The 21,278-nt window shown below is 63.2% G+C and carries 21 protein-coding genes and 4 tRNA genes; 15 read left to right on the top strand and 10 right to left on the bottom strand.

Annotated features, from left to right (window positions below):
• Positions 1-3 precede the first annotated feature (3 nt).
• From ACFZAI_RS24865 to ACFZAI_RS24855, 3 genes are all read left to right on the top strand, one after another.
• On the top strand, positions 4-789 hold the full coding sequence (locus ACFZAI_RS24865) for an inositol monophosphatase family protein (RefSeq protein ID WP_391569434.1): 786 nt from the start codon (positions 4-6) through the stop codon (positions 787-789).
• 211 nt (positions 790-1,000) lie between these two features.
• A complete protein-coding gene (locus ACFZAI_RS24860; RefSeq protein ID WP_391569433.1) occupies positions 1,001-2,587 on the top strand; it encodes a TerC family protein in 1,587 nt (528 codons plus the stop codon).
• A 19-nt stretch (positions 2,588-2,606) separates the two neighbouring features.
• Positions 2,607-3,470: an undecaprenyl-diphosphate phosphatase gene (locus tag ACFZAI_RS24855; protein ID WP_391569432.1), complete on the top strand. Its 864-nt coding sequence runs from the start codon at positions 2,607-2,609 to the stop codon at positions 3,468-3,470.
• A gap of 109 nt (positions 3,471-3,579) precedes the next feature.
• On the opposite strand, the gene ACFZAI_RS24850 is transcribed toward ACFZAI_RS24855, so the two are convergent.
• The 3 genes from ACFZAI_RS24850 to ACFZAI_RS24840 all read right to left on the bottom strand — a co-directional run bounded on the left by ACFZAI_RS24850 (position 3,580) and on the right by ACFZAI_RS24840 (position 5,673).
• Positions 3,580-4,353 carry a UDP-2,3-diacylglucosamine diphosphatase gene (locus ACFZAI_RS24850; RefSeq protein ID WP_391569431.1) on the bottom strand — a complete coding sequence of 258 codons (774 nt, stop codon included), beginning with the start codon at positions 4,351-4,353 and terminating at the stop codon, positions 3,580-3,582.
• The gene (locus tag ACFZAI_RS24845) at positions 4,346-4,855 is read right to left on the bottom strand and encodes a peptidylprolyl isomerase (protein WP_391569430.1); all 510 of its coding nucleotides are present in this window, start codon (positions 4,853-4,855) and stop codon (positions 4,346-4,348) included. Before ACFZAI_RS24845 ends, ACFZAI_RS24850 begins: the two co-directional genes overlap by 8 nt.
• 134 nt (positions 4,856-4,989) lie before the next feature.
• Entirely contained in the window at positions 4,990-5,673 is a 684-nt protein-coding gene (locus ACFZAI_RS24840; RefSeq protein WP_391569429.1) for a tetratricopeptide repeat protein, read from the bottom strand.
• Between the two features lie 316 nt (positions 5,674-5,989).
• On the opposite strand from ACFZAI_RS24840, the gene cysS reads away from it, so the two are divergent.
• The 6 genes from cysS (at position 5,990) to ACFZAI_RS24810 (ending at position 11,916) form a co-directional block, all read left to right on the top strand.
• A complete protein-coding gene (gene cysS, locus ACFZAI_RS24835) occupies positions 5,990-7,444 on the top strand; it encodes a cysteine--tRNA ligase (protein WP_391569428.1) in 1,455 nt (484 codons plus the stop codon).
• Between the two features lie 20 nt (positions 7,445-7,464).
• The gene (locus ACFZAI_RS24830; protein ID WP_054426750.1) at positions 7,465-8,109 is read left to right on the top strand and encodes a DNA-3-methyladenine glycosylase; all 645 of its coding nucleotides are present in this window, start codon (positions 7,465-7,467) and stop codon (positions 8,107-8,109) included.
• Positions 8,110-8,145: 36 nt separating this feature from the next.
• Positions 8,146-9,111, top strand: coding sequence for an acetyl-CoA carboxylase carboxyltransferase subunit alpha (locus ACFZAI_RS24825; protein WP_006225512.1), 966 nt, complete (start codon positions 8,146-8,148; stop codon positions 9,109-9,111).
• Positions 9,112-9,344: 233 nt separating this feature from the next.
• The gene (tilS, locus tag ACFZAI_RS24820) at positions 9,345-10,319 is read left to right on the top strand and encodes a tRNA lysidine(34) synthetase TilS (RefSeq protein ID WP_391569714.1); all 975 of its coding nucleotides are present in this window, start codon (positions 9,345-9,347) and stop codon (positions 10,317-10,319) included.
• 147 nt (positions 10,320-10,466) lie between these two features.
• Entirely contained in the window at positions 10,467-11,732 is a 1,266-nt protein-coding gene (locus ACFZAI_RS24815) for an aspartate kinase (RefSeq protein ID WP_391569427.1), read from the top strand.
• A 91-nt stretch (positions 11,733-11,823) separates the two neighbouring features.
• Positions 11,824-11,916: transfer RNA gene (locus tag ACFZAI_RS24810), tRNA-Ser, on the top strand.
• A 76-nt stretch (positions 11,917-11,992) separates the two neighbouring features.
• Here ACFZAI_RS24810 and mnmH read toward each other — a convergent pair.
• Complete coding sequence (gene mnmH, locus ACFZAI_RS24805) at positions 11,993-13,039, bottom strand: tRNA 2-selenouridine(34) synthase MnmH (protein WP_391569425.1); 1,047 nt, start codon at positions 13,037-13,039, stop codon at positions 11,993-11,995.
• A gap of 86 nt (positions 13,040-13,125) precedes the next feature.
• On the opposite strand from mnmH, the gene ACFZAI_RS24800 reads away from it, so the two are divergent.
• Both ACFZAI_RS24800 and ACFZAI_RS24795 read left to right on the top strand, forming a co-directional pair.
• On the top strand, positions 13,126-13,638 hold the full coding sequence (locus ACFZAI_RS24800) for a DUF2199 domain-containing protein (protein WP_391569424.1): 513 nt from the start codon (positions 13,126-13,128) through the stop codon (positions 13,636-13,638).
• Positions 13,639-13,653: 15 nt separating this feature from the next.
• Positions 13,654-14,457, top strand: coding sequence for an ankyrin repeat domain-containing protein (locus ACFZAI_RS24795; RefSeq protein ID WP_391569423.1), 804 nt, complete (start codon positions 13,654-13,656; stop codon positions 14,455-14,457).
• Positions 14,458-14,504: 47 nt separating this feature from the next.
• On the opposite strand, the gene acpA is transcribed toward ACFZAI_RS24795, so the two are convergent.
• Positions 14,505-16,241, bottom strand: a complete 1,737-nt coding sequence (gene acpA / locus ACFZAI_RS24790) for an acid phosphatase (RefSeq protein ID WP_391569422.1) — start codon at positions 16,239-16,241, stop codon at positions 14,505-14,507.
• Positions 16,242-16,545: 304 nt separating this feature from the next.
• Here acpA and ACFZAI_RS24785 point away from each other — a divergent pair.
• Positions 16,546-16,622: transfer RNA gene (locus ACFZAI_RS24785), tRNA-Arg, on the top strand.
• A 137-nt stretch (positions 16,623-16,759) separates the two neighbouring features.
• Positions 16,760-16,836 (top strand) — tRNA-Arg (locus ACFZAI_RS24780).
• Between the two features lie 209 nt (positions 16,837-17,045).
• Here ACFZAI_RS24780 and ACFZAI_RS24775 read toward each other — a convergent pair.
• Entirely contained in the window at positions 17,046-17,270 is a 225-nt protein-coding gene (locus ACFZAI_RS24775) for a DUF3079 domain-containing protein (RefSeq protein ID WP_391569421.1), read from the bottom strand.
• Positions 17,271-17,444: 174 nt separating this feature from the next.
• Here ACFZAI_RS24775 and ACFZAI_RS24770 point away from each other — a divergent pair.
• Positions 17,445-17,521, top strand: a tRNA-Arg gene (locus tag ACFZAI_RS24770).
• 189 nt (positions 17,522-17,710) lie between these two features.
• Here ACFZAI_RS24770 and ACFZAI_RS24765 read toward each other — a convergent pair.
• Positions 17,711-18,307, bottom strand: coding sequence for a short chain dehydrogenase (locus tag ACFZAI_RS24765; protein WP_391569420.1), 597 nt, complete (start codon positions 18,305-18,307; stop codon positions 17,711-17,713).
• Between the two features lie 136 nt (positions 18,308-18,443).
• On the opposite strand from ACFZAI_RS24765, the gene ACFZAI_RS24760 reads away from it, so the two are divergent.
• Positions 18,444-19,328, top strand: a complete 885-nt coding sequence (locus ACFZAI_RS24760; protein WP_391569419.1) for a LysR family transcriptional regulator — start codon at positions 18,444-18,446, stop codon at positions 19,326-19,328.
• Between the two features lie 12 nt (positions 19,329-19,340).
• Here the strand turns inward: ACFZAI_RS24760 and ACFZAI_RS24755 are convergent, their stop codons facing one another.
• The 3 genes from ACFZAI_RS24755 to ACFZAI_RS24745 form a co-directional block, all read right to left on the bottom strand.
• Positions 19,341-19,589, bottom strand: coding sequence for a hypothetical protein (locus ACFZAI_RS24755; protein WP_175171395.1), 249 nt, complete (start codon positions 19,587-19,589; stop codon positions 19,341-19,343).
• A 96-nt stretch (positions 19,590-19,685) separates the two neighbouring features.
• Positions 19,686-20,282, bottom strand: a complete 597-nt coding sequence (locus ACFZAI_RS24750) for a helix-turn-helix domain-containing protein (RefSeq protein ID WP_391569418.1) — start codon at positions 20,280-20,282, stop codon at positions 19,686-19,688.
• Positions 20,283-20,391: 109 nt separating this feature from the next.
• On the bottom strand, positions 20,392-21,171 hold the full coding sequence (locus ACFZAI_RS24745; protein ID WP_391569417.1) for an NAD-dependent deacetylase: 780 nt from the start codon (positions 21,169-21,171) through the stop codon (positions 20,392-20,394).
• Between the last annotated feature and the right edge of the window lie 107 nt (positions 21,172-21,278).

Raw genomic sequence — 21,278 nt, 5'->3', positions numbered from 1 at the left:
TTTATGCACCCGATGCTCAACATCGCCATCAAGGCGGCCCGGCGTGCCGGCACCATTATCAACCGTGCCAGCATGGATTTGGAACGACTCAGCGTGGCTCGCAAGGGGCCGCGCGATTATGTCACGGAAGTCGATCGCGCCGCCGAGGAGTCCATCGTCGAGACACTGCATGCCGCTTACCCGGACCATGCCGTGCTGGGCGAGGAATTCGGGCTGCAAGGTCCCGACCAGGCTGAATTCCAGTGGATCATCGATCCCCTGGACGGCACCACGAACTTCATCCACGGCCTGCCCAACTACGCCGTGTCCATCGCGCTGACGCAGCGCGGCCAGGTCACGCAAGCGGTCATCTATGACCCGTCGCGCAACGAACTGTTCACGGCCAGCCGTGGCAGCGGCACCTTCCTGAACGACCGCCGCGTGCGCGTCTCGGGCCGCACCCGCTATCACGAAGCGCTGCTGGGCGCGCACTGGCCCAACGCCGGCGACCTGGAACAGGGTTCGCAGCGTTTCCGCCATATGGCTGAAAACGTCACCGGTGTGCGCCGCATGGGTTCCACCGTGCTGGACCTGGCCTACGTGGCCAGCGGCCGCCTGGACGGCTTCTGCGGCGTGGGCTTGAAGCCCTGGGACCTGGCGGCCGGCAGCCTGATGGTTCTGGAAGCCGGCGGCCTGATCGCCGACTTCGACGGCGAACAAGGCTGGATGGACAGCGGCAACGTGCTGGCCGCCAGCCCGAAGATCTTCACGCAGATGCTGACGTCGCTGAACCCGCCGTCGGCTGCCTGATTCCCAGCGCCGATCCGGCGTTCTGCAAGACCGGCCTTCGGGCCGGTTTTTCTTTGCGCGCACGGTTGGGCTAAGCGCAATGCAACCCCGATGCAACCCCTGCATCTGGCGCAAAACCAATGGCCATCAGGCATACGGACGGGGGCGTGTCACCGGCATGTCACGAATTTTCCATGTACGATTACCGGTCGTGTAACTTCTGGAGCTCCTGATGGAGTGGCTGCTAGACCCCGCAGCGTGGGTCGGCTTGCTTACCCTGGTCGTCCTTGAGATCGTCCTGGGCATTGATAACCTGATTTTCATCGCCATCCTGGCGGACAAACTTCCCCCTGCGCAACGCGACCGCGCGCGCATCATGGGGCTGAGCCTCGCGCTGATCATGCGCCTGGGCCTCTTGTCCGTCATGTCGTGGCTCGTCACCTTGACCACCCCCTTGTTTACCGTCGGACCCGTGTCGCCTTCCGGGCGCGACCTGATCCTGATGGTGGGCGGTCTATTCCTGCTGTTCAAGGGCACCATGGAGCTGCACGAGCGCCTGGAGGGCGGGCAGCATGCCGGCTCGTCAGGCCCGCGCGTGTACGCCAGCTTCTGGGTCATCGTGACGCAGATCGTGGTGCTGGACGCGGTGTTCTCGCTGGACTCGGTCATCACCGCGGTGGGCATGGTCGACCACCTGGCCATCATGATGATTGCCGTCGTCATCGCCATCGGCATCATGCTGCTGGCGTCCAAGCCCCTGACGCGCTTCGTCAACGCGCACCCCACCGTCGTGGTGCTGTGCCTGGGCTTTTTGCTGATGATCGGCTTCTCGCTGCTGGCGGAAGCGTTCGGCTTCAAGGTGCCCAAGGGCTATCTGTACGCCGCCATTGGTTTCTCGGTGGCTATCGAAGCGTTGAACCAGGTCGCGCGCCGCAACCTGCTCAAGCTTGACGGCGGCCGTCCGATGCGTGAGCGCACCGCCTCGGCGGTGCTGCGCATGCTGGGCAAGCGTCCGCCTGCCAGCGACGAACCCGATCTGCCCAACGCGGATGGCCCGTCCATGCCGGCCTTCGGCGTTGAAGAACGCAACATGGTCAGCGGCGTGCTGACGCTGGCCGAACGCTCCATCCGGTCGATCATGACGCCGCGCACGGATGTGTCGTGGATCAACATCGACGACGATCCCGAACTCATCCGCCGCCAACTGACCGAAGCCCCGCACAGCTTTTTCCCGGTCTGCCGCGGCTCGCTGGATGAAGTGCTGGGCATTGCCCGCGCCAAGGACCTGGTGGCCGACCTGATCACCGAAGGCCGCGTGCGCCGCAACCGCCTGCGCGACCCGATCATCGTGCACGAGTCCATCGGCATCCTGCGCCTGATGGACACGCTCAAGCGTTCGCGCGGCCAGCTCGTGCTGGTGGCCGACGAATTCGGCGCCATCGAAGGCCTGGTCACGCCCATCGATGTTTTCGAAGCCATTGCCGGCGAATTCCCCGACGAAGACGAACTGCCCGACATCGTGGCAGACGGCGACAACACCTGGAAGATCGACGGCGCAGCCGACCTGCACCACGTTGAACAGGTGCTGGAAACCGAAGGGCTGGTCGACGACGCGCAAGACTTCTCGACGCTGGCCGGCTACCTGCTGTCGCGCTTTGGCCACCTGCCCAAGCCCGGCGACGTCTGCGAATACGAAATCCATCATCAGCATTTCCGCTTCGAAGTCCTGGAAATGGATGGCCGCCGAATCGCGCTGGTGCGCGTCGAAAAACGGCCCCAGGAAATGTTGTCCGACGAAGCCTCTTTAGCCAACGACTAACCAGGACCGCCCACGCATCGTGACTGAAAACGCGCTCTATCTGATCAAGGCTTTCATCCTCGGCATTCTTGAAGGCCTGACGGAATTCATTCCCGTCTCCAGCACCGGCCACCTGATCCTGGTGGGCGACTGGATCAACTTCCAATCCGGCGACGGCAAGGTGTTCGAAGTCGTCATCCAGCTGGGTTCCATCCTGGCCGTCATGTGGGTGTTCCGCGCGCGGCTGATGCAGCTGATTCGCGGCGCGCTGACCGGCGTGCCAAGCGAAGTGGCCTTCGCCCGCAACCTGATCATCGCGTTCCTGCCCGCGGCCGTCATCGGCGCCATCTTCATCAAGACCATTAAGTCGGTGTTCTATCACCCCGGCGTGGTGGTGGTGACGCTGGTGCTGGGCGGCCTGATCATGCTGTATGTCGAACGCAAGACGCACCACACGCCGGGCGACAAGCCAGGCGCGGCGGACGACACGGCATCGGACGAACGGGCTTCCGCGTACACGCTGGAGCAAATCAGCTGGAAGCAGGCGCTGGGCGTAGGCGTGGCGCAGTGTTTTGCGATGATTCCCGGCACGTCACGTTCGGGCGCCACCATCATCGGCGGCATGATCGCCGGCATCCAGCGCAAGACCGCCACCGAGTTCTCGTTCTTCCTGGCCATGCCCACGATGCTGGGCGCGGCCGTGTTCGACATGTACAAGAACTTCGGCGCGCTGACTCAGCACGACCTGTCCGGCATTGCCGTGGGCTTTATCGCCGCCTTCCTGAGCGCCATGGTCGTGGTGCGCGCGGTGCTGCGCTTTGTGGCCAACCACACGTACCGCGTGTTCGCCTGGTATCGCATCGTGTTCGGCGCGGTGGTCGCAGCCTGGATCTTCACGCGCTAAGCCCTTGGCGCTGCACGCCAAAGAAAAGAGCCTCGCAGTGTGCGAGGCTCTTTTCTTTGGCGTGCCGGCCAGGCCGTCCCGACGCCGTCTTGCGGCCGGGGCTGGCGTCTTACGATTCCGTTTCCAGGTCGTAGAACTCCAGGCCGTCCTGGTCGATGACCAGCCAGCCGCCGCGCGGGGGCGACACGTGGTCGAAGTCCCAGTCGGGCAGCACCCAGCGTTCGTGCTTCTTGCCGTCGATATCCAGCACGTGGCGGGCAGGGCGGTGCGTGTGGCCATGCACCAGCACGCGCACGCCGGTCTCGCGGAAGATGGCGTCAACCGCCGCGCCATTGACGTCCATGATTTCCATGGACTTCGTCTGGTTGGCCGCCTGGCTTTCGCCGCGGGCCTGCTGCGCCATCGCCAGCCGTTCAGGAATGGTCTTGGCCAGGAACTCGGCCTGCCACTGCGGATTGCGGACCATCTTGCGGAACTGTTGATACGCGGCGTCGTCCGTACAGAACTCGTCGCCGTGCGTCAGCAGCACCTGGCCGAAATCGGTTTCCAGCAGGGCGGGTTCCGGCAGCAGCTTGGCGCCCACCGCATCGGCCAGCTCTTGGCCGATGAGGAAGTCGCGGTTGCCGCGGCCCAGCCACACCGGAATGCGTGCGGCGGTATCGCGCAGCGCCGTCAACACCGTGGCAAGCCACGGCGGTGCGGCGCGGATCACGTCGTCGCCAATCCAGGCATCGAAGATGTCGCCCGGCAGCAGCAGGGCGGCAGCGTCTTCTTGTGCGGCCAGCAAAAAGGCCAGAAAGGCCTCCGAGGTAGCCGGCGTGGCCGGCCCCAGATGCAGGTCGGACGCCAGCCAGATCGGACCGGACAGGGCAATCTTATTCAAGAACTTCGGCCTTCTCGATGATCACGTCTTCGTTCGGCACGTTCTGGTGGAAGCCCTTGTTGCCGGTCTTCACGCCCTTGATCTTCTCAACGACGTCGGTGCCTTCGGTGATGGTGCCAAACACGGCGTAGCCCCAGCCGTTCGGCGTGGGCGACGTGAAGTTCAGGAAGTCATTGTTCGACACGTTGATGAAGAACTGGGCGGTGGCCGAGTGCGGGTCGCTGGTGCGAGCCATCGCCAACGTGTACTTGTCGTTCTTCAGGCCATTGTTGGCTTCGTTTTCGATCGGGGCATGGGTTTGCTTTTGCTTCATGCCGGGTTCGAAGCCGCCGCCTTGGATCATGAAGCCGTCGATCACGCGATGGAACACCGTGCCGTTGTAGAAACCTTCCTTGACGTAGGTCAGGAAGTTTTCGACGGTCTTGGGCGCCTTGGCGGCGTCCAGGGTGATGACCATGTCGCCTTGGTTCGTGACGAGCTTGACGCGGGGATTGGTGCTCATGGCTTTTGTGCCTTCAGAAGTGGAGGTGGAAGAGGTGGCCGCAGGGGCGGCGCTGACGAGGGCTGGGGCAAATGCGGCCAGCGCGAACGAGCACGCCGTCAGGCGCAGCAGGTGGAAAGGAGAGTATCGGGACATCATTTGCCTTGTTTATCCTTCAGCATGGTTTCGACTTCGCGGGCTTTGTCCTGCATGCCCGGCACGCCATCGCGGGCGGCCTTTTTGTAGGTTTGCATTGCCTGCAGAAGTTGCAGATCGCCCAGATTGGCGCGGGCGGCGGCGTAACCCGGGTCGGCGCGCAATGCCATTTGCAGGGCATCTTGCGCTTTTTCAAGTTCTCCGCGGCTGGCATATAGAGCGGCCAGGTTGTTCCAAGGTTCCGGCAGCTCGGGGAAACGCGTCGTCATGTCAGTGTAGATATCGATGGCTTCGCCCGTGCGGTTCAGGGCGGCCAGCGCGCGCGCGTGCTGGAACATCAGCTGCACATCGGTGCCGCGCTGATCTTTGATTTGCGCTTCGCGCTTTTCAATCATCGCCAGCGCTTCTTCGTTATCGCCGCGATTCAACAGCATTTCAATGCGGCCGGTAATCTGCGAGGCCGACGGCGTAAGCCGCGTATCCACGCCCGGCTTGACGGCTTCCAGCAGATTGGCCAGGCCGTCCCAGCCGCCTTCGGGCGGGATGGGGTCCAGCGTGGTCCGGGTGGCGTTGGGGTTGGCCCCCGAGCCGCCGGCCATGGACTGGGCAAGGGCGGTAGCAACCGGCGCGCCGGCCAAAGCCAGGGCGAGCAGGGCGACACAAAAACGCGGCTTGATAGTCACGTAGGTTATCCGTTAAAAGTCGTGGCCGAGCCGCACTTACGCGCGCGACCGGGCCGCTTGCTATACTTGACGACCGCCATTTTAGCCCCGGTTGCGTTTTTGGTTCGGCATTGGGTCCGAGACCTCGTGTGACAACGCGTATAGCGACCAGGCCGGGGTCGGCGCCGGGCCGATTGCGGAGCCTGAAAGCAAGGCTGAATCCGGCTGATCATGCCACGGGCTTGATCGGGGGCAGGCGGCACGCTTCGAAGGTATTGTCCTTCGCGAGCAACTTTCCGAATCCGCCACGGAATATTTAGACGAATCCATAAGCGCCATGCTGCAAATCTACAACACGTTATCGCGTACCAAAGAACCGTTCAAACCGGCCCAGGCTGGTCAGGTGCGCATGTACGTGTGTGGCATGACCGTGTATGACTTCTGCCATCTGGGCCACGCCCGCATGCTGGTGTCGTTTGACGTCGTGCAGCGCTGGCTGCGCGCAAGCGGCCTGGCCGTGGACTACGTGCGCAACATCACCGACATCGATGACAAGATCATCCGCCGCGCCGTTGAAACCAACCGCCGCATCGGTGACGTCACCGAGTTCTACATCGCCGCCATGCACGCCGACGAACGCGCGCTGGGCGTGGAATCGCCCGACCGCGAACCGCGCGCCACCCAATACGTGGGCGACATGCTGGACATCATCGGCAAGCTTGAGCAAAACGGCCTGGCCTACCAGGCTGACGACGGCGACGTGAACTACGCCGTGCGCGGCTTTCCCGGCTACGGCAAGCTTTCCGGCAAGACGCTGGACGACCTGCGCGCCGGTGAACGCGTCGCCGTGGGCTCGGCCAAGCGCGACCCGCTGGACTTCGTCTTGTGGAAATCGGCCAAGGCCGACGAACCCGACGACACCAAGTGGGAATCGCCCTACGGCATGGGCCGCCCGGGCTGGCACATTGAATGCTCGGCGATGAGCAAATCGCTGCTGGGCCTGCCCCTGGACATCCACGGCGGCGGTCCTGACCTGAAGTTCCCGCACCACGAAAACGAAATCGCTCAGACCGAAGGCGCCTTCGGCGGCACGCTGGCCAACATCTGGATGCACTGCGGCCCGCTCATGGTGGATTCGGACAAGATGTCCAAGTCGCTGGGCAACTTCCGCACCATCCGCCAGACCGTGGCGCTGGGTGACCCGGCCGCTGACGACGCCAACTACCGCGTTAACCCGCGCGAAGCCGAAATGGTGCGCTTCTTCATTGTGCGCAACCACTATCGCAGCTCGCAGAACTACACGCCCGACAACCTGATCGACGCGCAAAACGCGCTGGACCGTCTGTACCAGGCTTTGCAGAACGTGCCTGCCGACGATCAAGGCATCGACTGGAACGAGCCCCAGGCCCAGGCCTTCAAGGCCGCCATGGACGACGACTTCAACAGCTCGGGCGCCATCGCGGCCCTGTTCGAACTGGCGTCCGAAGCCAATCGCGAAAAGCGCGCACGCAGCGCCGGCCAGCTGAAGGCCCTGGCGTCGCTGCTGGGCCTGCTGCAACAAGATCCGGCCACGTACTTCCAGTCGCCCACCCGCTATTCGGCCGCGGCCATCGAGCAAGGCCCGCGCGCCACGCTTGACGCCGACGCCATCCAGTCGCTGATCGACGCGCGCGCGGCCGCCAAGGCGGCCCGCAACTTCGCCGAAGCCGACCGCATCCGCGCCGAACTGCGCGAGGCGGGTATCGAACTCGACGACAAGCCGGGCGGCTTGACGCAATGGCGGCGGGCGTGAGCCCAGTGGATACCCCCGACATGTCCACCGCTGAAATCGACGTTCCCAAGCCTGAGTATTGGGAAGCGGCCGTCGCCCATCTGATGCGGCGCGACCGCATCCTGAAAAAAGTCATACCCCAGCACCCCGAGGTCTGGCTGACCTCGCGCGGCACGCCATTCATTACGCTGGCGCGCGCGATCATCGGCCAGCAGGTCTCCGCCAAGGCGGCCGACGCGGTCTGGACCAAATTCATCGAAGCGGTGGGCAAGCGCCCGACGCCCGTAGCCGTGCTGCGTGTGGGGGTGGACGGGCTGCGCAAAGCCGGCCTGTCTCAGCGCAAAGCCGAATACGTGCTGGATCTGGCGGTGCACTTCGGCGAACGCCGGGTGCATCCCGAGAAATGGGCGGCCATGGACGACGAGGCCGTTATTTCTGAATTAGTCGCCATCCGGGGCATTGGGCGCTGGACGGCGGAGATGTTTTTGATTTTCAATCTACAGCGGCCTGACGTTCTGCCGCTGGATGATCCCGGGTTGCTCAAAGCAATCTCGCTACATTATTTCAGTGGCGAGCCTGTCTCGCGCTTCGAGGCTCGCGAAGTCTCGCTGGCGTGGCAACCCTGGCGTACCGTGGCGACCTGGTACTTGTGGCGCAGTCTGGAACCGACGCCGGTTCAATACTGATGCACACCAGGCAGCCCATCTACGGAACCACACTACATGCGCAATACATTTCTGGAATTTGAACAGCCGCTGGCCGAGCTTGAGAACAAGATCGAGCAGCTGCGCTACGTGCAGGCCGATTCTGCGGTAGACATCTCCGACGAAATCGGACGTCTGCAGCAAAAGAGCCAGACCTTGGCCAAGGAAATCTACGCCAAGCTCACGCCGTGGCAAACGGCGCTTGTCGCCCGCCACCCCCAGCGCCCCTACACGCTGGACTACGTGCGCGAAATGTTCACCGACTTCCATGAGCTGCACGGCGACCGCATGTACGCCGACGACCAGTCCATCATCGGCGGCCTTGCGCGCTTTAACGGCACGCCCTGCATGGTCATTGGCCATCAGAAAGGCCGCGACACCAAGGAACGCGCCGCCCGAAATTTCGGCATGCCGCGTCCCGAAGGCTATCGCAAGGCCCTGCGCCTGATGCGCCTGGCTGAAAAGTTCGGCATCCCCGTGTTCACCTTCGTGGACACCCCGGGCGCCTACCCCGGCATCGGCGCTGAAGAGCGCGGCCAGTCCGAAGCCATCGGCCACAACCTGTACGCCATGGCCGAGCTCAAAGTCCCCGTGATCTGCACGATCATCGGCGAAGGCGGCTCGGGCGGCGCCTTGGCGATTGCCGTGGGCAACGCCGTGCTGATGCTGCAATACGCCACCTACGCGGTGATCTCGCCCGAAGGTTGCGCATCCATTCTGTGGCGCAGCGCCGACAAGGCGCCAGACGCCGCCGAAGCGCTGGCCATCATCGCCCCGCGCCTGAAAGACTTGGGTCTGGTTGACCGCGTCGTCAACGAACCGGTGGGCGGCGCCCATCGCGATCCGCGCGTCATGGCCCGCCTGCTGCGCCGCGCGCTGGGCGACGCCCTGCGCCAACTGCAAGGCATGACGCCCGAACAGCTCGTTGAACAGCGCGTGCAACGCCTGCTGTCCTACGGCGCCTACCAGGAAGTGCGCGCCTGATGCAGGCAGCGGCGCGGGCGGACATGCCCAGCGCCACGGCCGCGTCCCCCGCGCCCTCTCGCATGACTGCCCGGCCCACGCCCGACACGCCCCTTGCGGCCGAGTCGGGCGTGTCGCATTCGGCGCCCCAAGCCGGGCGGCAGACTGGGCGAGCCGAAGCCGGCGCGTCACCAGACGCGCTGCCGGCTTCGCCACCCGCAGTGCTTCCTCTCGTTCCCACTCTGACCGCCCCGCTGCGCCAAGCCTTGCTGGCGCTGCCCGAGCGTCCCGCGCGCATCGGCGTGGCGCTCAGTGGCGGCGCCGACTCGGCCATGCTGGCGGTGCACGCAGCGGCGGCGGCGCATGATCTTGGCGTAGGCGTGGCCTTGTTCCATGTCCACCATGGCTTGCAGGCCGCCGCCGATGCCTGGAGCGATCACGTCAACGCGCTGGGCCGCTTGCTGAATCTGCCGGTCGCCGTGGCGCGTGTGCAGGTGCAAGAGGCGGGCGGCAAGGGGGTGGAGGCCGCCGCGCGCGACGCCCGCTACGCCGCACTGGCGCAGTTGGCGCAGGCGCATGGCGTGACCCACGTGTTGCTGGCGCATCACCGAAACGACCAGGCCGAAACCGTGTTGCTGCGTCTCTTGCGCGGCACCGGGCTGGCCGGCATGGCGGCGATGGCGCCCGTGTCTCAGCGCGACGGCCTGACGTATCTGCGTCCGTGGCTGGGCCAGGACCGCGCCGTTATTTTGCAAGCCGCCAATGCCGTCGAAGCGGCCTGCGGCTGGCGCCCGGTAGAAGACCCCACCAACGCCGACCCTCACTACACCCGCGCCGCGCTGCGCGAATTGCTGGCGCCGGTGTTGGACAGCCGCTGGCCCGGCTGGCGCGCCATCGTCGCGCGCCACGCCGGCCACATGGCCGAAGCGGCGCAGATCCTCGATGAAGTGGCGCGTGAAGATTTCGCGCGCCTGGACCCGAGCCCTGACGGCGCCAGTTTTTCGTTAAAGGCGTGGCGCGAGTTGTCTGCGCCGCGTCAGGCGCAAGTGTTGCGCCACTGGCTGAGCCAGAACGGCGCGCGCATGCCCACGGATGCGCGCCTGCGCGACCTGCTGCGCCAACTGCGCGAATTGCATAGCCTGGGGCACGACCGCCAGTTGCGCGTCGAGCAGGCGGGCCATGTCATCCGTTGCCACCGCGGCCGTGTCTGGGTGGAAACGCGAGGATAAAAACTGCGGTTTCGGAAAGAATCCGTAGAAAAATAGCCGCGCAATGAACATAAATTTCCTCAAATTGAGCAAATTTTTACCGCCGCGCTAGAATATATGGTTTTGCCCGTCACCACTTCCGCGGCGGGTTCCCAGCCAGAGTACGAGATGTCCCTGATCGTTCACAAATATGGCGGTACTTCGATGGGCTCGGTTGAGCGCATCAGAAACGTGGCGCGTCGCGTCGCGAAGTGGCATGCCGCCGGCCACCAGGTTGTTGTAGTGCCGTCGGCAATGGCGGGCGAAACGAATCGCCTGCTGGGCCTGGCGCGCGAAATTTCGCCCCAGCCCGACGGCCGCGAACTCGATATGATCGCCGCCACCGGCGAGCAGGCCAGCAGCGGTTTGCTGGCTATTGCGTTGCAGGCCGAAGGCGTGCCGGCGCGCAGCTATGCCGGTTGGCAAGTGCCCGTGCGCACCGATTCGTCGTTCACGAAAGCCCGCATCAGCTCCATCGACGACGCCCGCATCCGCGGCGATCTCGACGCGGGCCGCGTGGTCATCGTTACCGGCTTCCAGGGCATCGACCCGGAAGGCCACATCACGACGCTGGGCCGTGGTGGTTCGGATACCTCGGCCGTGGCCGTGGCGGCCGCCATCAAGGCCGACGAATGCCTGATCTACACCGACGTGGATGGCGTCTACACGACCGATCCGCGCGTGGTGCCTGAAGCGCGCCGCATGGCCGTCGTTTCCTTCGAGGAAATGCTGGAAATGGCATCGCTGGGTTCCAAGGTCCTCCAGATCCGCTCGGTTGAATTCGCCGGCAAATATCGTGTACCGGTCCGGGTCCTGTCCTCGCTGACCGACCCGCTCATCCCGCTCGAAGAAGAAATGGTCTCGGGCACGCTGATTACTTTTGAGGAAGACGAAAAAATGGAAGCCGCCGTTGTCTCCGGCATCGCCTTCAGCCGCGACGAAGCCAAAATCACCCTGCTGGCCGTGCCCGACAAACCGGGCATCGCTTTCTCCATCCTGGGTCCTGTCGCCGCCGCCAATATCGACGTCGACATGATCGTGCAAAACCAGTCCGTGGCTGGCACGACCGACTTCTCGTTCACCGTGAACCGCAATGAATTTGCGCGCGCCGTGGACTTGCTCAAGCGCGAAGTCATCCCCGCCGTGGGCGCGCGCGAACTGTCCACCGACGAGAAGGTCGCCAAGGTCTCGATCGTGGGTATCGGCATGCGTTCGCACGTCGGTGTCGCCAGCCTGATGTTCCAGACGCTTTCGCAAGAAGGCATCAACATCCAGATGATCAGCACCAGCGAAATCAAGACGTCGGTCATCATCGACGACAAGTACATGGAATTGGGCGTGCGCGCACTGCACAAGGCCTTCGGCCTGGACCAGGCGCCGGCCGTCAAGGAATAAAGACAACGGCTCCGGCACGGATTTTTTTGCATGATGTCCCCACTTGCGGGACACACCTAAAAAATTCGTGCTAGAATCTCGTTCTCTTTTCGGAGACGTGCCCGAGAGGCTGAAGGGGCTCCCCTGCTAAGGGAGTATGTGGCTAAAAACTGCATCGTGGGTTCGAATCCCACCGTCTCCGCCAGATCTTCGGCGCTGGCTTAAACACCCAGCGCTGAATTTAAAAAACCCGCAATCGCGAAATCGATTGCGGGTTTTTTTCATTGCAGCGCCGATAGCAGTTTTCGCGCCTGTTCCACTACATCCTCATCATTCGGCCTGAACGTCATGGTCGTGGCTTGCGGCAGCTGCGTGTACTGTGCGTTGCTGCTGCGGGTGTAGGCGGGGTCGTAGTGGTGGTCGATCAGTTCCCGGGCTAAGTCGATGCGGCGGCCCTCGTCCACCATCTGTTGCCAGCCTTTGATCACATCACGGCTGTGCAGGCCGAGCATGCGTTGCAGCTGGGCTTTCAGCCAGTCGGGGTTTTCGAACAGTTGCGCATAGTCTTGCTGAAGGAACGCGGCGCGGTCTTCGCGGGTGGAGACGACATCGACGCACGCGCCTTGGTGCATCGCGTGCAGCAGGGCGGGCGGGATTTCGATGGCGCCGATCTTGCGGCTTTCGGCTTCGATGAAGACGGGTTGCGTGGTGTCGAATGTGCGCAGACGTGCGGCGAGCAGCGTGTCAAAGTGCTTTTGCGTGGGCTGCGCAATGCCGGGCAGGGCGCCCAGCAATGAGCCCCGATGCGCGGCCAGCTGTTCCAGGTCCAGCGTTTGGGCGCCCGCTTGCGATAGCGCATGCAGCAAGCGCGTTTTACCGCTGCCGGTGGGGCCAACTAGCACGACGCATCGCAACGCGGCGGGCAAGGCTTCCAATGCGTCCAGCGTGGCGCGGCGGTAGCTTTTGTAGCCGCCGTCCAATTGGCGTGCGCGCCAGCCGATCATGTTGAACATCAGCGTCATGGAGCCGGATCGTTTACCGCCGCGCCAGCAGTAGATCAGCGGGCGCCAGCCTTGCGGCCGATCGGCGAAAGTCGTTTCCAGGTGCTGGGCGATGTTGCGGGCGACAAGCGCGGCGCCGGTGCGTGAGGCCTCGAAGGGCGAGGTCTGGCGGTACAGCGTGCCAACGACGACGCGTTCTTCGTTGCTGAGCACGGGCGCGTTGATGGCGCCGGGGATGTGGTCATCGGCGTATTCAAGCGGCGAACGCACATCGATGATTTCATCGAAGTCGTGCAGCTTGTCCAGGGTGACTAACAGGTGTTTCACGATGATGGCCGATGCGTGGATGAATGCGGTGGAAGGCGGCCACTAGAATAATGCTTTCCCGCACCTCACATACTTCGAAGCCGGACATGGATTTCTCTTTTCATTGCGCAACCTGCAATCAGGTTCACCACGGCTTGCCGAGTTTTGGCGCCGATGCGCCCGAAAGCTATTACTGCATCGCACTGGAAGAACGGCCGCAGCGCGGGGATCTGGGCAGCGATGACTGCGTGATCGACGAGCAGTATTTTTTTGTGCGGGGCTGCATCGAGCTTCCCATTCATGGGCATGCCGAGCCGTTCGTGTGGGGCGTATGGGTGTCGGTAAGCCTGGCCAGCTACGAGACCTGGGTGCGCACGTACGATGCGCCAGAGCGCGCGCAAACGCCGCCGCTATTTGGCTGGCTGAATACGCAGCTGTCGCCGTATCCCGACACCCTTAGCCTGAAGACGCATGTGCATTTGCGTGACGGCGGTATCCGGCCGCTGATTGAATTGGAACCGACCAGCCATCCGCTTGCCGTCGAGCAGCGCGAAGGAATATCCGTGGAGCGGGTTGCGGAGATCTACGCGATGCTGGTGCACGGCGCCGATGGCGCTTAATTCTGGGAGCCTCTTTTGAACGGTGACGATATTTTCCAAGCGGCGCGCGGCGGTGATGTGGAGCGGGTGCGCGCGTGTCTGGCGGCGGGCGCGGACCCGGCGGCGGTCAATGCTTACGGCTTCACGGCGTTGCAGTCGGCGGCCATGGGCGCCAACGACACGGACATCGCGGCGAACCTCGCGGTGCTGAAGCTGCTGATCGATGCGGGCAGCCCGTTGGAATTCCAGCGCGAAGGACGCACCGCGTTGTATCTGGCGGCCGAGTTCGCGCCCAGCACGGATGCGGTGCAATTGCTGATCGACGCCGGGGCCGACGCGAACATCAGCGATAGCCACGGCAATCACATCACCGTGAACGCGATGATGCCGGAAGTGCAGGAACTGTTGTCGGCGTTGACGGGCGTGGCGCTGCAAGAACCCGAATGGGAACCTGAACCGGTGAAGCTCAGCGCGGCGCAGTGGCGTGCGGCGCAAGCGCGGCTGGATCGCTTTTTCGAGGCGTTGACGGAAGCGGGCCTGGTGGCGTTGCAGGATGCGGGCACGACGCAGTCGGACGGTTTTTCGGACTGCTCGGAAATTTTTCATGAGCGTGGCGGCGCGTCGGCAGGCCTGCATGGGTTTTGCTTCTACACGCGCCAAGACCGCAACCGGGCGAAGCGGGAAGGGCGTTTGGATCTGGCGTTCTGGGGCGCGCCCGAAGGCGCTGATTCAGATATGTTGCGCGTGGGCGAACTGATCGTTCGCACGGCCGAGGCGGCCGGTTTGCCGATTACGTGGAACGGCAGCGCAGGCAGGCGGCCGACGGTGGTTCTGTACTGAAAATCGAAGGCGTGCGTCATAGCGGCGCACGCCTTCGTCGCTATTGCTTATGCGCTGAATTGCAGCGTATTCGTCAGGTCTCCCATGGGCTGTTGGCCGCGGGCCGTCATCGCGTCATCACGGGCCTTCAGGCCTTCCAGCATCGGCAGGTCGAACACGCGGGTCGCCAGGCGCAGGATGGAACCCGTGTCGTACACGGTGTGATCCACGGTGCCTTTTTTCGCAAACGGCGAGACGACCAGCGCGGGAATGCGCGTGCCGGGACCCCAGCGGTCGCCTTGCGGCGGCGCCACGTGGTCCCACCAGCCGCCGTTTTCATCCACGGTGATCACCACCACCATGTTGTCCCACTGCGCGCTCTTTCTCAGGCTGTCGACGATGTGCGCAATGTGGCGGTCGCCCGAATCCACATCGGCATATCCTGCGTGCATGTTCAGGTTGCCTTGCGGCTTGTAGAACGTCAGCGCCGGCAGCTTGCCGGCTTCGGCGTCGGCCAGGAACTTGTTGGTGGACGACAGATCGCCCAGGCCGCCATCGCGCAGGTGCGCGGTGCGTGCGGCGGTGCCGGGCGCGGTGCTCTTGAAGTAGTTGAAGGGCTGGTGATGCGCCTGGAAGTTGGGCGACGACGGAAAGCCGGTGCTGGCGGTGGAGTCGACCGCGGCCTGCCAGCCGCCGGCGTACCAGGCCCAGTCCAGGCCCTTGGCGGTCATCAGGTCGCCGATGTTGCTGTGCGATTGCGGCACCATCGTTTGCGGGCTGGTCGCGTCGGCAAGCGTGGGGTCGGTGGTGTCGCGGCTGAATGATGGCCAGTAGGGCGGGGCCATCGTGTTCACCCCGTAGCCGTCCGGCGTCAATGCGCTGGCGCCGAACTGCGGGATACCGGTAAGCGCGCTGGCGGGCGACGTGGCCTTGGGTTGCAGGCGCGTGTCGGTGGGGTCGGCGCTTTGCAGCTGCGCGATCTGCGTCTTGGCGACCGAGTCCGCGGCATCCGGATAGAACGGGGGGCGGCCCGCCACCAGGTATTGGTGGTTCAGGAACGAGCCGCCGAATGCGCCCTGGAAGAAGTTGTCGCACAGCACGAATTCTTGTGCGAGCTTCCACAGGCGCAGGTTGTACGCCGAGTCGCTGTAGTACCCCATGACCAGCGCACCGGAATCTGCCCACGCGACGAAGCGGTCGTTCTTGCCGCCGTTGATCTGCATCTGGTTCTGATAGAACACATGCCACAAGTCACGCGTGACCACGCCTTGCGGCAGCGGCTCGCCTTGCGGGCCCAGCAGCGCAAACGGCGCGTTGGCCAGGTTGTTCATGTAGGGCGCGGCCTGATCCACTTGATACGTGATGTGGTTGGCCTGCTGCGACGTGGGCACCATGCCGTTCCACACGGGCGGCAGCACGGACAGCGGCGTGCCGTCGCGATCGTTCTGCGTGTAGTCGGCGGCGGTGACGGCAGACAAGGGCTTTTCAACGCCGGGGAAATTCGCGAACAGATTATTAAAGCTGCGGTTCTCGGCAAAGATCACGACAACCGTCTTCACGTTGTCGCGCAATTGCTTCGTCAGATCGGGCGCGGGCGTGGGGGTGGGATCAGGCGCGGGCGCGGGCGTGCTGGGGGTGCTGTCATTGTCATCATCGCTTGAGCAGCCAGACAGCGCGCCCATCGCGGCGGCGCTGGCGCCGAGTGCGGCGATGCCGGTCAGAAAGCCGCGGCGCGTGGCGCGCACGGGGGATGCGTGATCCGTGGCGTCGGTGGGCGCGCCGGAATTTTTTTCTTTGTCAGACATGAGAGAGGCTCTTCAGCTAGCGGGTGGCGCAGCGCACTGTCATTGCGCTGCGAGATCGCCGGATGACAGCCGGCATCGTTAACGGCCGCTAGGCTAAAGAGACAAGGTTCAATCGGTGTGACCATCCGCTGTCGGAAAGCTGAGCGCGAATGTTGTGAAGCTGAATGCGGATAGCGTGAAGCTGAATGCGGATAGCGTGAAGCTGAACCCAGGCGCGAAGGGGGGCGTCTGCAATGCGATATTTTCATCCCCCGACTTGCACGTTTTCTGAAACAACGCTATTATTCAAGGCTTGCTTTTTGATGCGCCCGTAGCTCAGCTGGATAGAGTACCTGGCTACGAACCAGGGGGTCGTAGGTTCGAATCCTGCCGGGCGCGCCAAGATTGCATTGCTGGAATGTTTGATGTTGTTGGGTGTGGATTGCAGCGGTAGCCGCAAAAAAACACGGAAGTAAAAAACAACCGCATCGACCTTACAGCGGCAAAATTTTCTGATATAATTTTGCCTCTTTGTCGGAGCGCCCGTAGCTCAGCTGGATAGAGTACCTGGCTACGAACCAGGGGGTCGTAGGTTCGAATCCTGCCGGGCGCGCCAAAGACTGCGTTTAATCACTTGTGATTGCAACGCGTCAGCAAAGAAAAAGCAGTACACGCATGGCATACATGCAGTACGCACAAGCAGTAAAAATGGAAAGGCCTTTGATCTCGAATCGAAGGCCTTTTTGTTTTGGTGGCTTGTTTCGGTGATTAGTTTCGGTGGCATGCAAAATGTGGATGCCGGCGCAGTAAGTTAAGCGCCGATCGCTAAGCCATCGACGGATTCGCCGCTGCCGCTTGTTCCCGCGCGCTGCCGGCATCGTCAAACCCCCAGTCGCCTACGCTTGCCCAATCGTCACCCAGCAGTTCAATGGGGTGCATGGTTCGGTCGGAGCCGTTGCCGCACTTCATGGCGTCCATTGCGCAGTATTGGTCGCACCCCCAGCAGACGCGTTCGGGGTGTTTGGGATGCATTGGAAATTTCTTGGCCATGGCCTGTTGCTCCGGCGCTTACGTGCTTTTTAGCGTACTGCGCAGCCTGCGCGCTGGCCTTTGATGTGGCGCAAGCGATGGCTGGTTGCGAAAAACCGCGCCAGGAATTTCAAGAATTTCCCAGGCGATTTGCGTGATGTGTTTTTTTCATGTTATAAACACGCCTCTTTCGGAGCGCCCGTAGCTCAGCTGGATAGAGTACCTGGCTACGAACCAGGGGGTCGTAGGTTCGAATCCTGCCGGGCGCGCCACCTTATTCAGAACTCGCGGTATGTATCGATGTCATGTCGATATCGCGGTTCAGCCGAAAGGCAAAGCAAGACAAAAAAGCGGCTTGATGGTTATCCATCAAGCCGCTTTTCTTTTGTCTGAACGGGCTTGCGACCCGCAAAGCGGAATCACCAGACCCGAATCACCATACCCCAATCACCATACCCCAATCACCAAACCCGAATCACCCGTCCCGTCTGCACGCCTTCCACGCTGCGGCAGTACGCAAGTGCGACGCGGCTGGCGGGGGCGGCTTCGAAGCCCGGGAAGAAGGGGCCGTAGCTGCCCATCGATTCTTGCAACACGGTCGGGCTGACCGAGTTGATGCGGATGCCTTGCAGTTCAACCGCTGCTCCGCGCACGAAGCCGTCGATGGCGGAGTTCACGGCCGATGCGTTGGCGCCGTGACGGATGGGTTCGTCGCTGACGATGCCGCTGGTCAGCGTGATGGAGCCGCCCGCGTTCACGTAGTGCTGGCCGATCAGCGCCAGGTCCACTTGGCCCAGCAGCTTGTTGTGCAGACCGATCTTGAATTGTTCGGCCGTCATCTCCGACAGCGGGCCGAAGTGCAGCGCGCCGGTAGTGGAGACGATGGCGTCCACCTTGCCGACCTGTTCGAACAAGGCGCGGATGCTGTCGCTGCGCGTCACGTCCACTTGATACTGGCCATGCGTGTTGCCGACGCTGATGATGTCGTGGCGTTGGCCCAAAGCGTCTGCGACCGCGCGGCCGATGGTGCCGGTGGCGCCGATAAGGATGATTTTCATGGAGTGCTCCCAAGCTTGCGGGTGGGTAAAAGGGCGCCCCGGCCAGGCGCCAGGGCATGCAAGCATTCTCGCCGTTCGATTTCCATGGAAAAATCCGGCAATGGTGGAAACACTTCACACTCAGGGTGCGTAATTCATGGACCGCTTGCTCAGCATGGAAGTCTTCGTGGCGGTGGTGGAATTGGGCAGCCTGACAGCCGCCGCCGCGCGCCATCAGATGTCTGCCGCGATGGCGGCCAAGCACATCAAGGGCCTCGAAGCGCGGCTGGGCCTGCGGCTGATGAACCGCACGACGCGCCGGCAAAGCCTGACCGAAGCAGGGCAGGCGTATTTCGCGCGCTGTAAAACCATCTTGTCGGATATCCGTGAGGCCGAGCAGGGCGCCGAGGCCTTGCGGCTGACGCCGCGCGGGCATCTGCGCATCACGTCAACGGTCTCCTTCGGATCGTTCTCGCTCACCCCCGCCATTACCGATTACCTGTCCGTCTATCCCGACGTCAGCGTTGAACTGGTGTTAAGCGATATGGTCGAGGACATCGTCGCCGCACGCTACGACCTTGCCGTGCGTATTGGCGAGCCGGCAGATTCGGGGCTGGTCGCGCGCACGATCGGACGCTACCAGATGATCATCTGCGCCGCGCCCGCGTATCTGGAACGCTACGGCACGCCCGCCACCCCCGACGACCTGATGCAGCACCAGTGCTTGGATTTTTCTTACTGGAGCCGCCGCACGGGCTGGCAACTGGCCAGCAACGATGGCGGCCGGGCGGGTTACCCCACCGGCCGCTTCGTGTCGAACAATGGCCAGGCCTTGCGGCAAGCCGCGCTGGCGGGCTTTGGCGTCGTGCTGCAACCCGAGCTGCTGCTGGGCGACGATGTGCGCGCAGGCAGGCTTGTGCCGATCTTGCAGCCGTACTGGCCCGTGGCGCGGCCGATCTCGCTGCTGTATCCGAAGGACAGGCAGGCGCTGCCGAAGCTCACGACCTTCGTGGACTTTCTGGTGGATCGGTTTACGCGATAGGGATGGAGGCGTTCAGCGCCGTCGCCGGTCCACCGCCGTCAGCGCGATGCCGTTCTTCAGCATCTGATACGCCTGGCCGCCCAGCCAGGTGACTTTCTCACCCGAGCTCGTGCGGCAGATGCAATGCATCTTGGGGTCGAACCGGGACGTGCCCAGCGCGGAATACGCATCAAGATCCGCCACGAAGCGTTCGATGCGATACAGGGTGCCATCAGGCGATGTGACAAGCACATCGGTCAAGCGTCTTGCGGTGCCGAGCATACTCAGTACCTCCTGCGGGCCGTCTTTTTTGCGGCGCCAAAGTCACGTGGACGCTTCAATCTGCGAAGCGGGCGAGCGGATGCCCCCGCTATGGCGCTATTGAAGCCGCCCTCCTAACAATGAATCATCGAGTTGGTCTGGTGACACGCCTAACGCCTCCGACACGCGGTCCAGGACGATTTGCCGAGGCCTTGGACGTGGCCGTTCCAATTCGATGTAGATGGAGTGATCCACTCCCAGACGAGCCGCCATATCCGCTGTGGTGATATTGAGATGCTCGCGCCAGGCGCGTATCAAACTCCAATCGTTGCCGGTTTTTAGATTAATGACAGCTAGTGGTAGTGGACTGTGCCCGGCATTCAGTTTCTGGTGCGGGGCCGCCCGGTATGCATCCGGCACGTTCCGTTTGGCGCTGCCTTTACGGGCATCGCCACGCGGCGTCGTGACGTTGGATTCGGCGGTATAAATTGCGCCGCCATTAGTCTGACGATACTGGTTATTTCCGATCCAGGAAAGCGTTTCACCGTTGTCCAGCTTGCACTCGCAATCCAGGTGGTAATTGCTGGGAATGCTCTCAAGTTTGGCAATGGTTTCGGTGGTCGTGGCGTGGCGCACCACACGATGCAAGGCACCGTCCGATGAACGCACGAAGATATCGGGAAGTCTCCAGGAAAACGGAATGATGCTCTCCACAGCCAAAACCACTCGCCACTGTATCGCGGTGGCCAAGCGGTGAGATTTGGGGTTTCCCCTCGAGTGGTGCAGCAGGCTCCTTTCTACCGCAGATCAGATGGGAAGATGCTCACAAATGTTCACTTGCGGCGGCCAGCACACGCGGCATCACGTCGGCTGCCAGGCCGTGCAGATTGCAATGTGCGTGCGAGTCCAGCGGCGTCACGCCGGGGTTCACCTGCACGACTGTGGCGCCGGTGGCCAAGGCGCGCTGCGGCAATTCCGCGGCGGGGTAGACCAGCGCTGATGTGCCGATGGCAAACAGCAGATCGCATTGTTCCGCCGCGCGCAACGCGGTGCTCCAGGCGTCGCCCGGCAGGCTTTCACCAAACCATACGACGCCGGGCCGCACGGGCGCGCCGCAGGCCGTGCAAGCGGGCGGCGTGATGCGCCGGCCTTCGTCGGGTTCCTGCGGGATCTCGTCGCCCAAGAGATAGGGCGCGGCGCACGCGGAGCAGCGTGGCGCATGCAGGCTGCCATGCAGATGCACCACATGCCTGCTGCCTGCGCGTTCGTGCAGGTCATCCACGTTCTGTGTGACGACGATCAGTTCTGGCACGTGCTGCGCCAATGCCGCGATGGCATGATGCGCGGCGTTCGGCGCGGCGCGCAGCACTTGCGCACGCCGCCATTCATACCAGCCCCAGACCACATCGGGCTGCGCGCGAAACGCCTCGGGCGTGGCCAAGGCTTGCGCGTCAAAGCGCGACCACAAACCCGTCAGCGCATCGCGAAACGTGGCGATGCCGCTTTCGGCCGAGACGCCGGCGCCGGTGAAAATCACGACGCGCTGCGCGCCGCGTAATGCGTCCACCAACGCGGGCGGAATATCGTGATGCGGGTTTTTCATTTCCAACCTTCAAGACAGTCCGATACGCTGCGCGCTCGGGCGCCAGCCTGTCAAGCCTGGCGTGACGTGGCGAGCGCCGGCATCGGCGTGATCCCTACGATAGCGGC

Origin of the sequence: Achromobacter sp. NPDC008082, assembly GCF_042957345.1 — a bacterium.
GTDB lineage: Bacteria > Pseudomonadota > Gammaproteobacteria > Burkholderiales > Burkholderiaceae_B > Achromobacter > Achromobacter kerstersii_A.
The sequence above is the reverse complement of the archived record's forward strand: the minus strand, read 5'-3'. Positions and strand labels throughout refer to the sequence as shown.

Coding starts and splice junctions, on each gene's coding strand:
- ACFZAI_RS24865 (WP_391569434.1), top strand. CDS start 4: ATGCACCCGATGCTCAACATCGCCATCAAGGCGGCCCGGCGTGCCGGC.
- ACFZAI_RS24860 (WP_391569433.1), top strand. CDS start 1,001: ATGGAGTGGCTGCTAGACCCCGCAGCGTGGGTCGGCTTGCTTACCCTG.
- ACFZAI_RS24845 (WP_391569430.1), bottom strand. CDS start 4,855: ATGAGCACCAATCCCCGCGTCAAGCTCGTCACGAACCAAGGCGACATG.
- cysS (WP_391569428.1), top strand. CDS start 5,990: ATGCTGCAAATCTACAACACGTTATCGCGTACCAAAGAACCGTTCAAA.
- ACFZAI_RS24830 (WP_054426750.1), top strand. CDS start 7,465: ATGTCCACCGCTGAAATCGACGTTCCCAAGCCTGAGTATTGGGAAGCG.
- ACFZAI_RS24825 (WP_006225512.1), top strand. CDS start 8,146: ATGCGCAATACATTTCTGGAATTTGAACAGCCGCTGGCCGAGCTTGAG.
- ACFZAI_RS24815 (WP_391569427.1), top strand. CDS start 10,467: ATGTCCCTGATCGTTCACAAATATGGCGGTACTTCGATGGGCTCGGTT.
- ACFZAI_RS24800 (WP_391569424.1), top strand. CDS start 13,126: ATGGATTTCTCTTTTCATTGCGCAACCTGCAATCAGGTTCACCACGGC.
- acpA (WP_391569422.1), bottom strand. CDS start 16,241: ATGTCTGACAAAGAAAAAAATTCCGGCGCGCCCACCGACGCCACGGAT.
- ACFZAI_RS24775 (WP_391569421.1), bottom strand. CDS start 17,270: ATGGCCAAGAAATTTCCAATGCATCCCAAACACCCCGAACGCGTCTGC.
- ACFZAI_RS24765 (WP_391569420.1), bottom strand. CDS start 18,307: ATGAAAATCATCCTTATCGGCGCCACCGGCACCATCGGCCGCGCGGTC.
- ACFZAI_RS24760 (WP_391569419.1), top strand. CDS start 18,444: ATGGACCGCTTGCTCAGCATGGAAGTCTTCGTGGCGGTGGTGGAATTG.
- ACFZAI_RS24755 (WP_175171395.1), bottom strand. CDS start 19,589: ATGCTCGGCACCGCAAGACGCTTGACCGATGTGCTTGTCACATCGCCT.
- ACFZAI_RS24745 (WP_391569417.1), bottom strand. CDS start 21,171: ATGAAAAACCCGCATCACGATATTCCGCCCGCGTTGGTGGACGCATTA.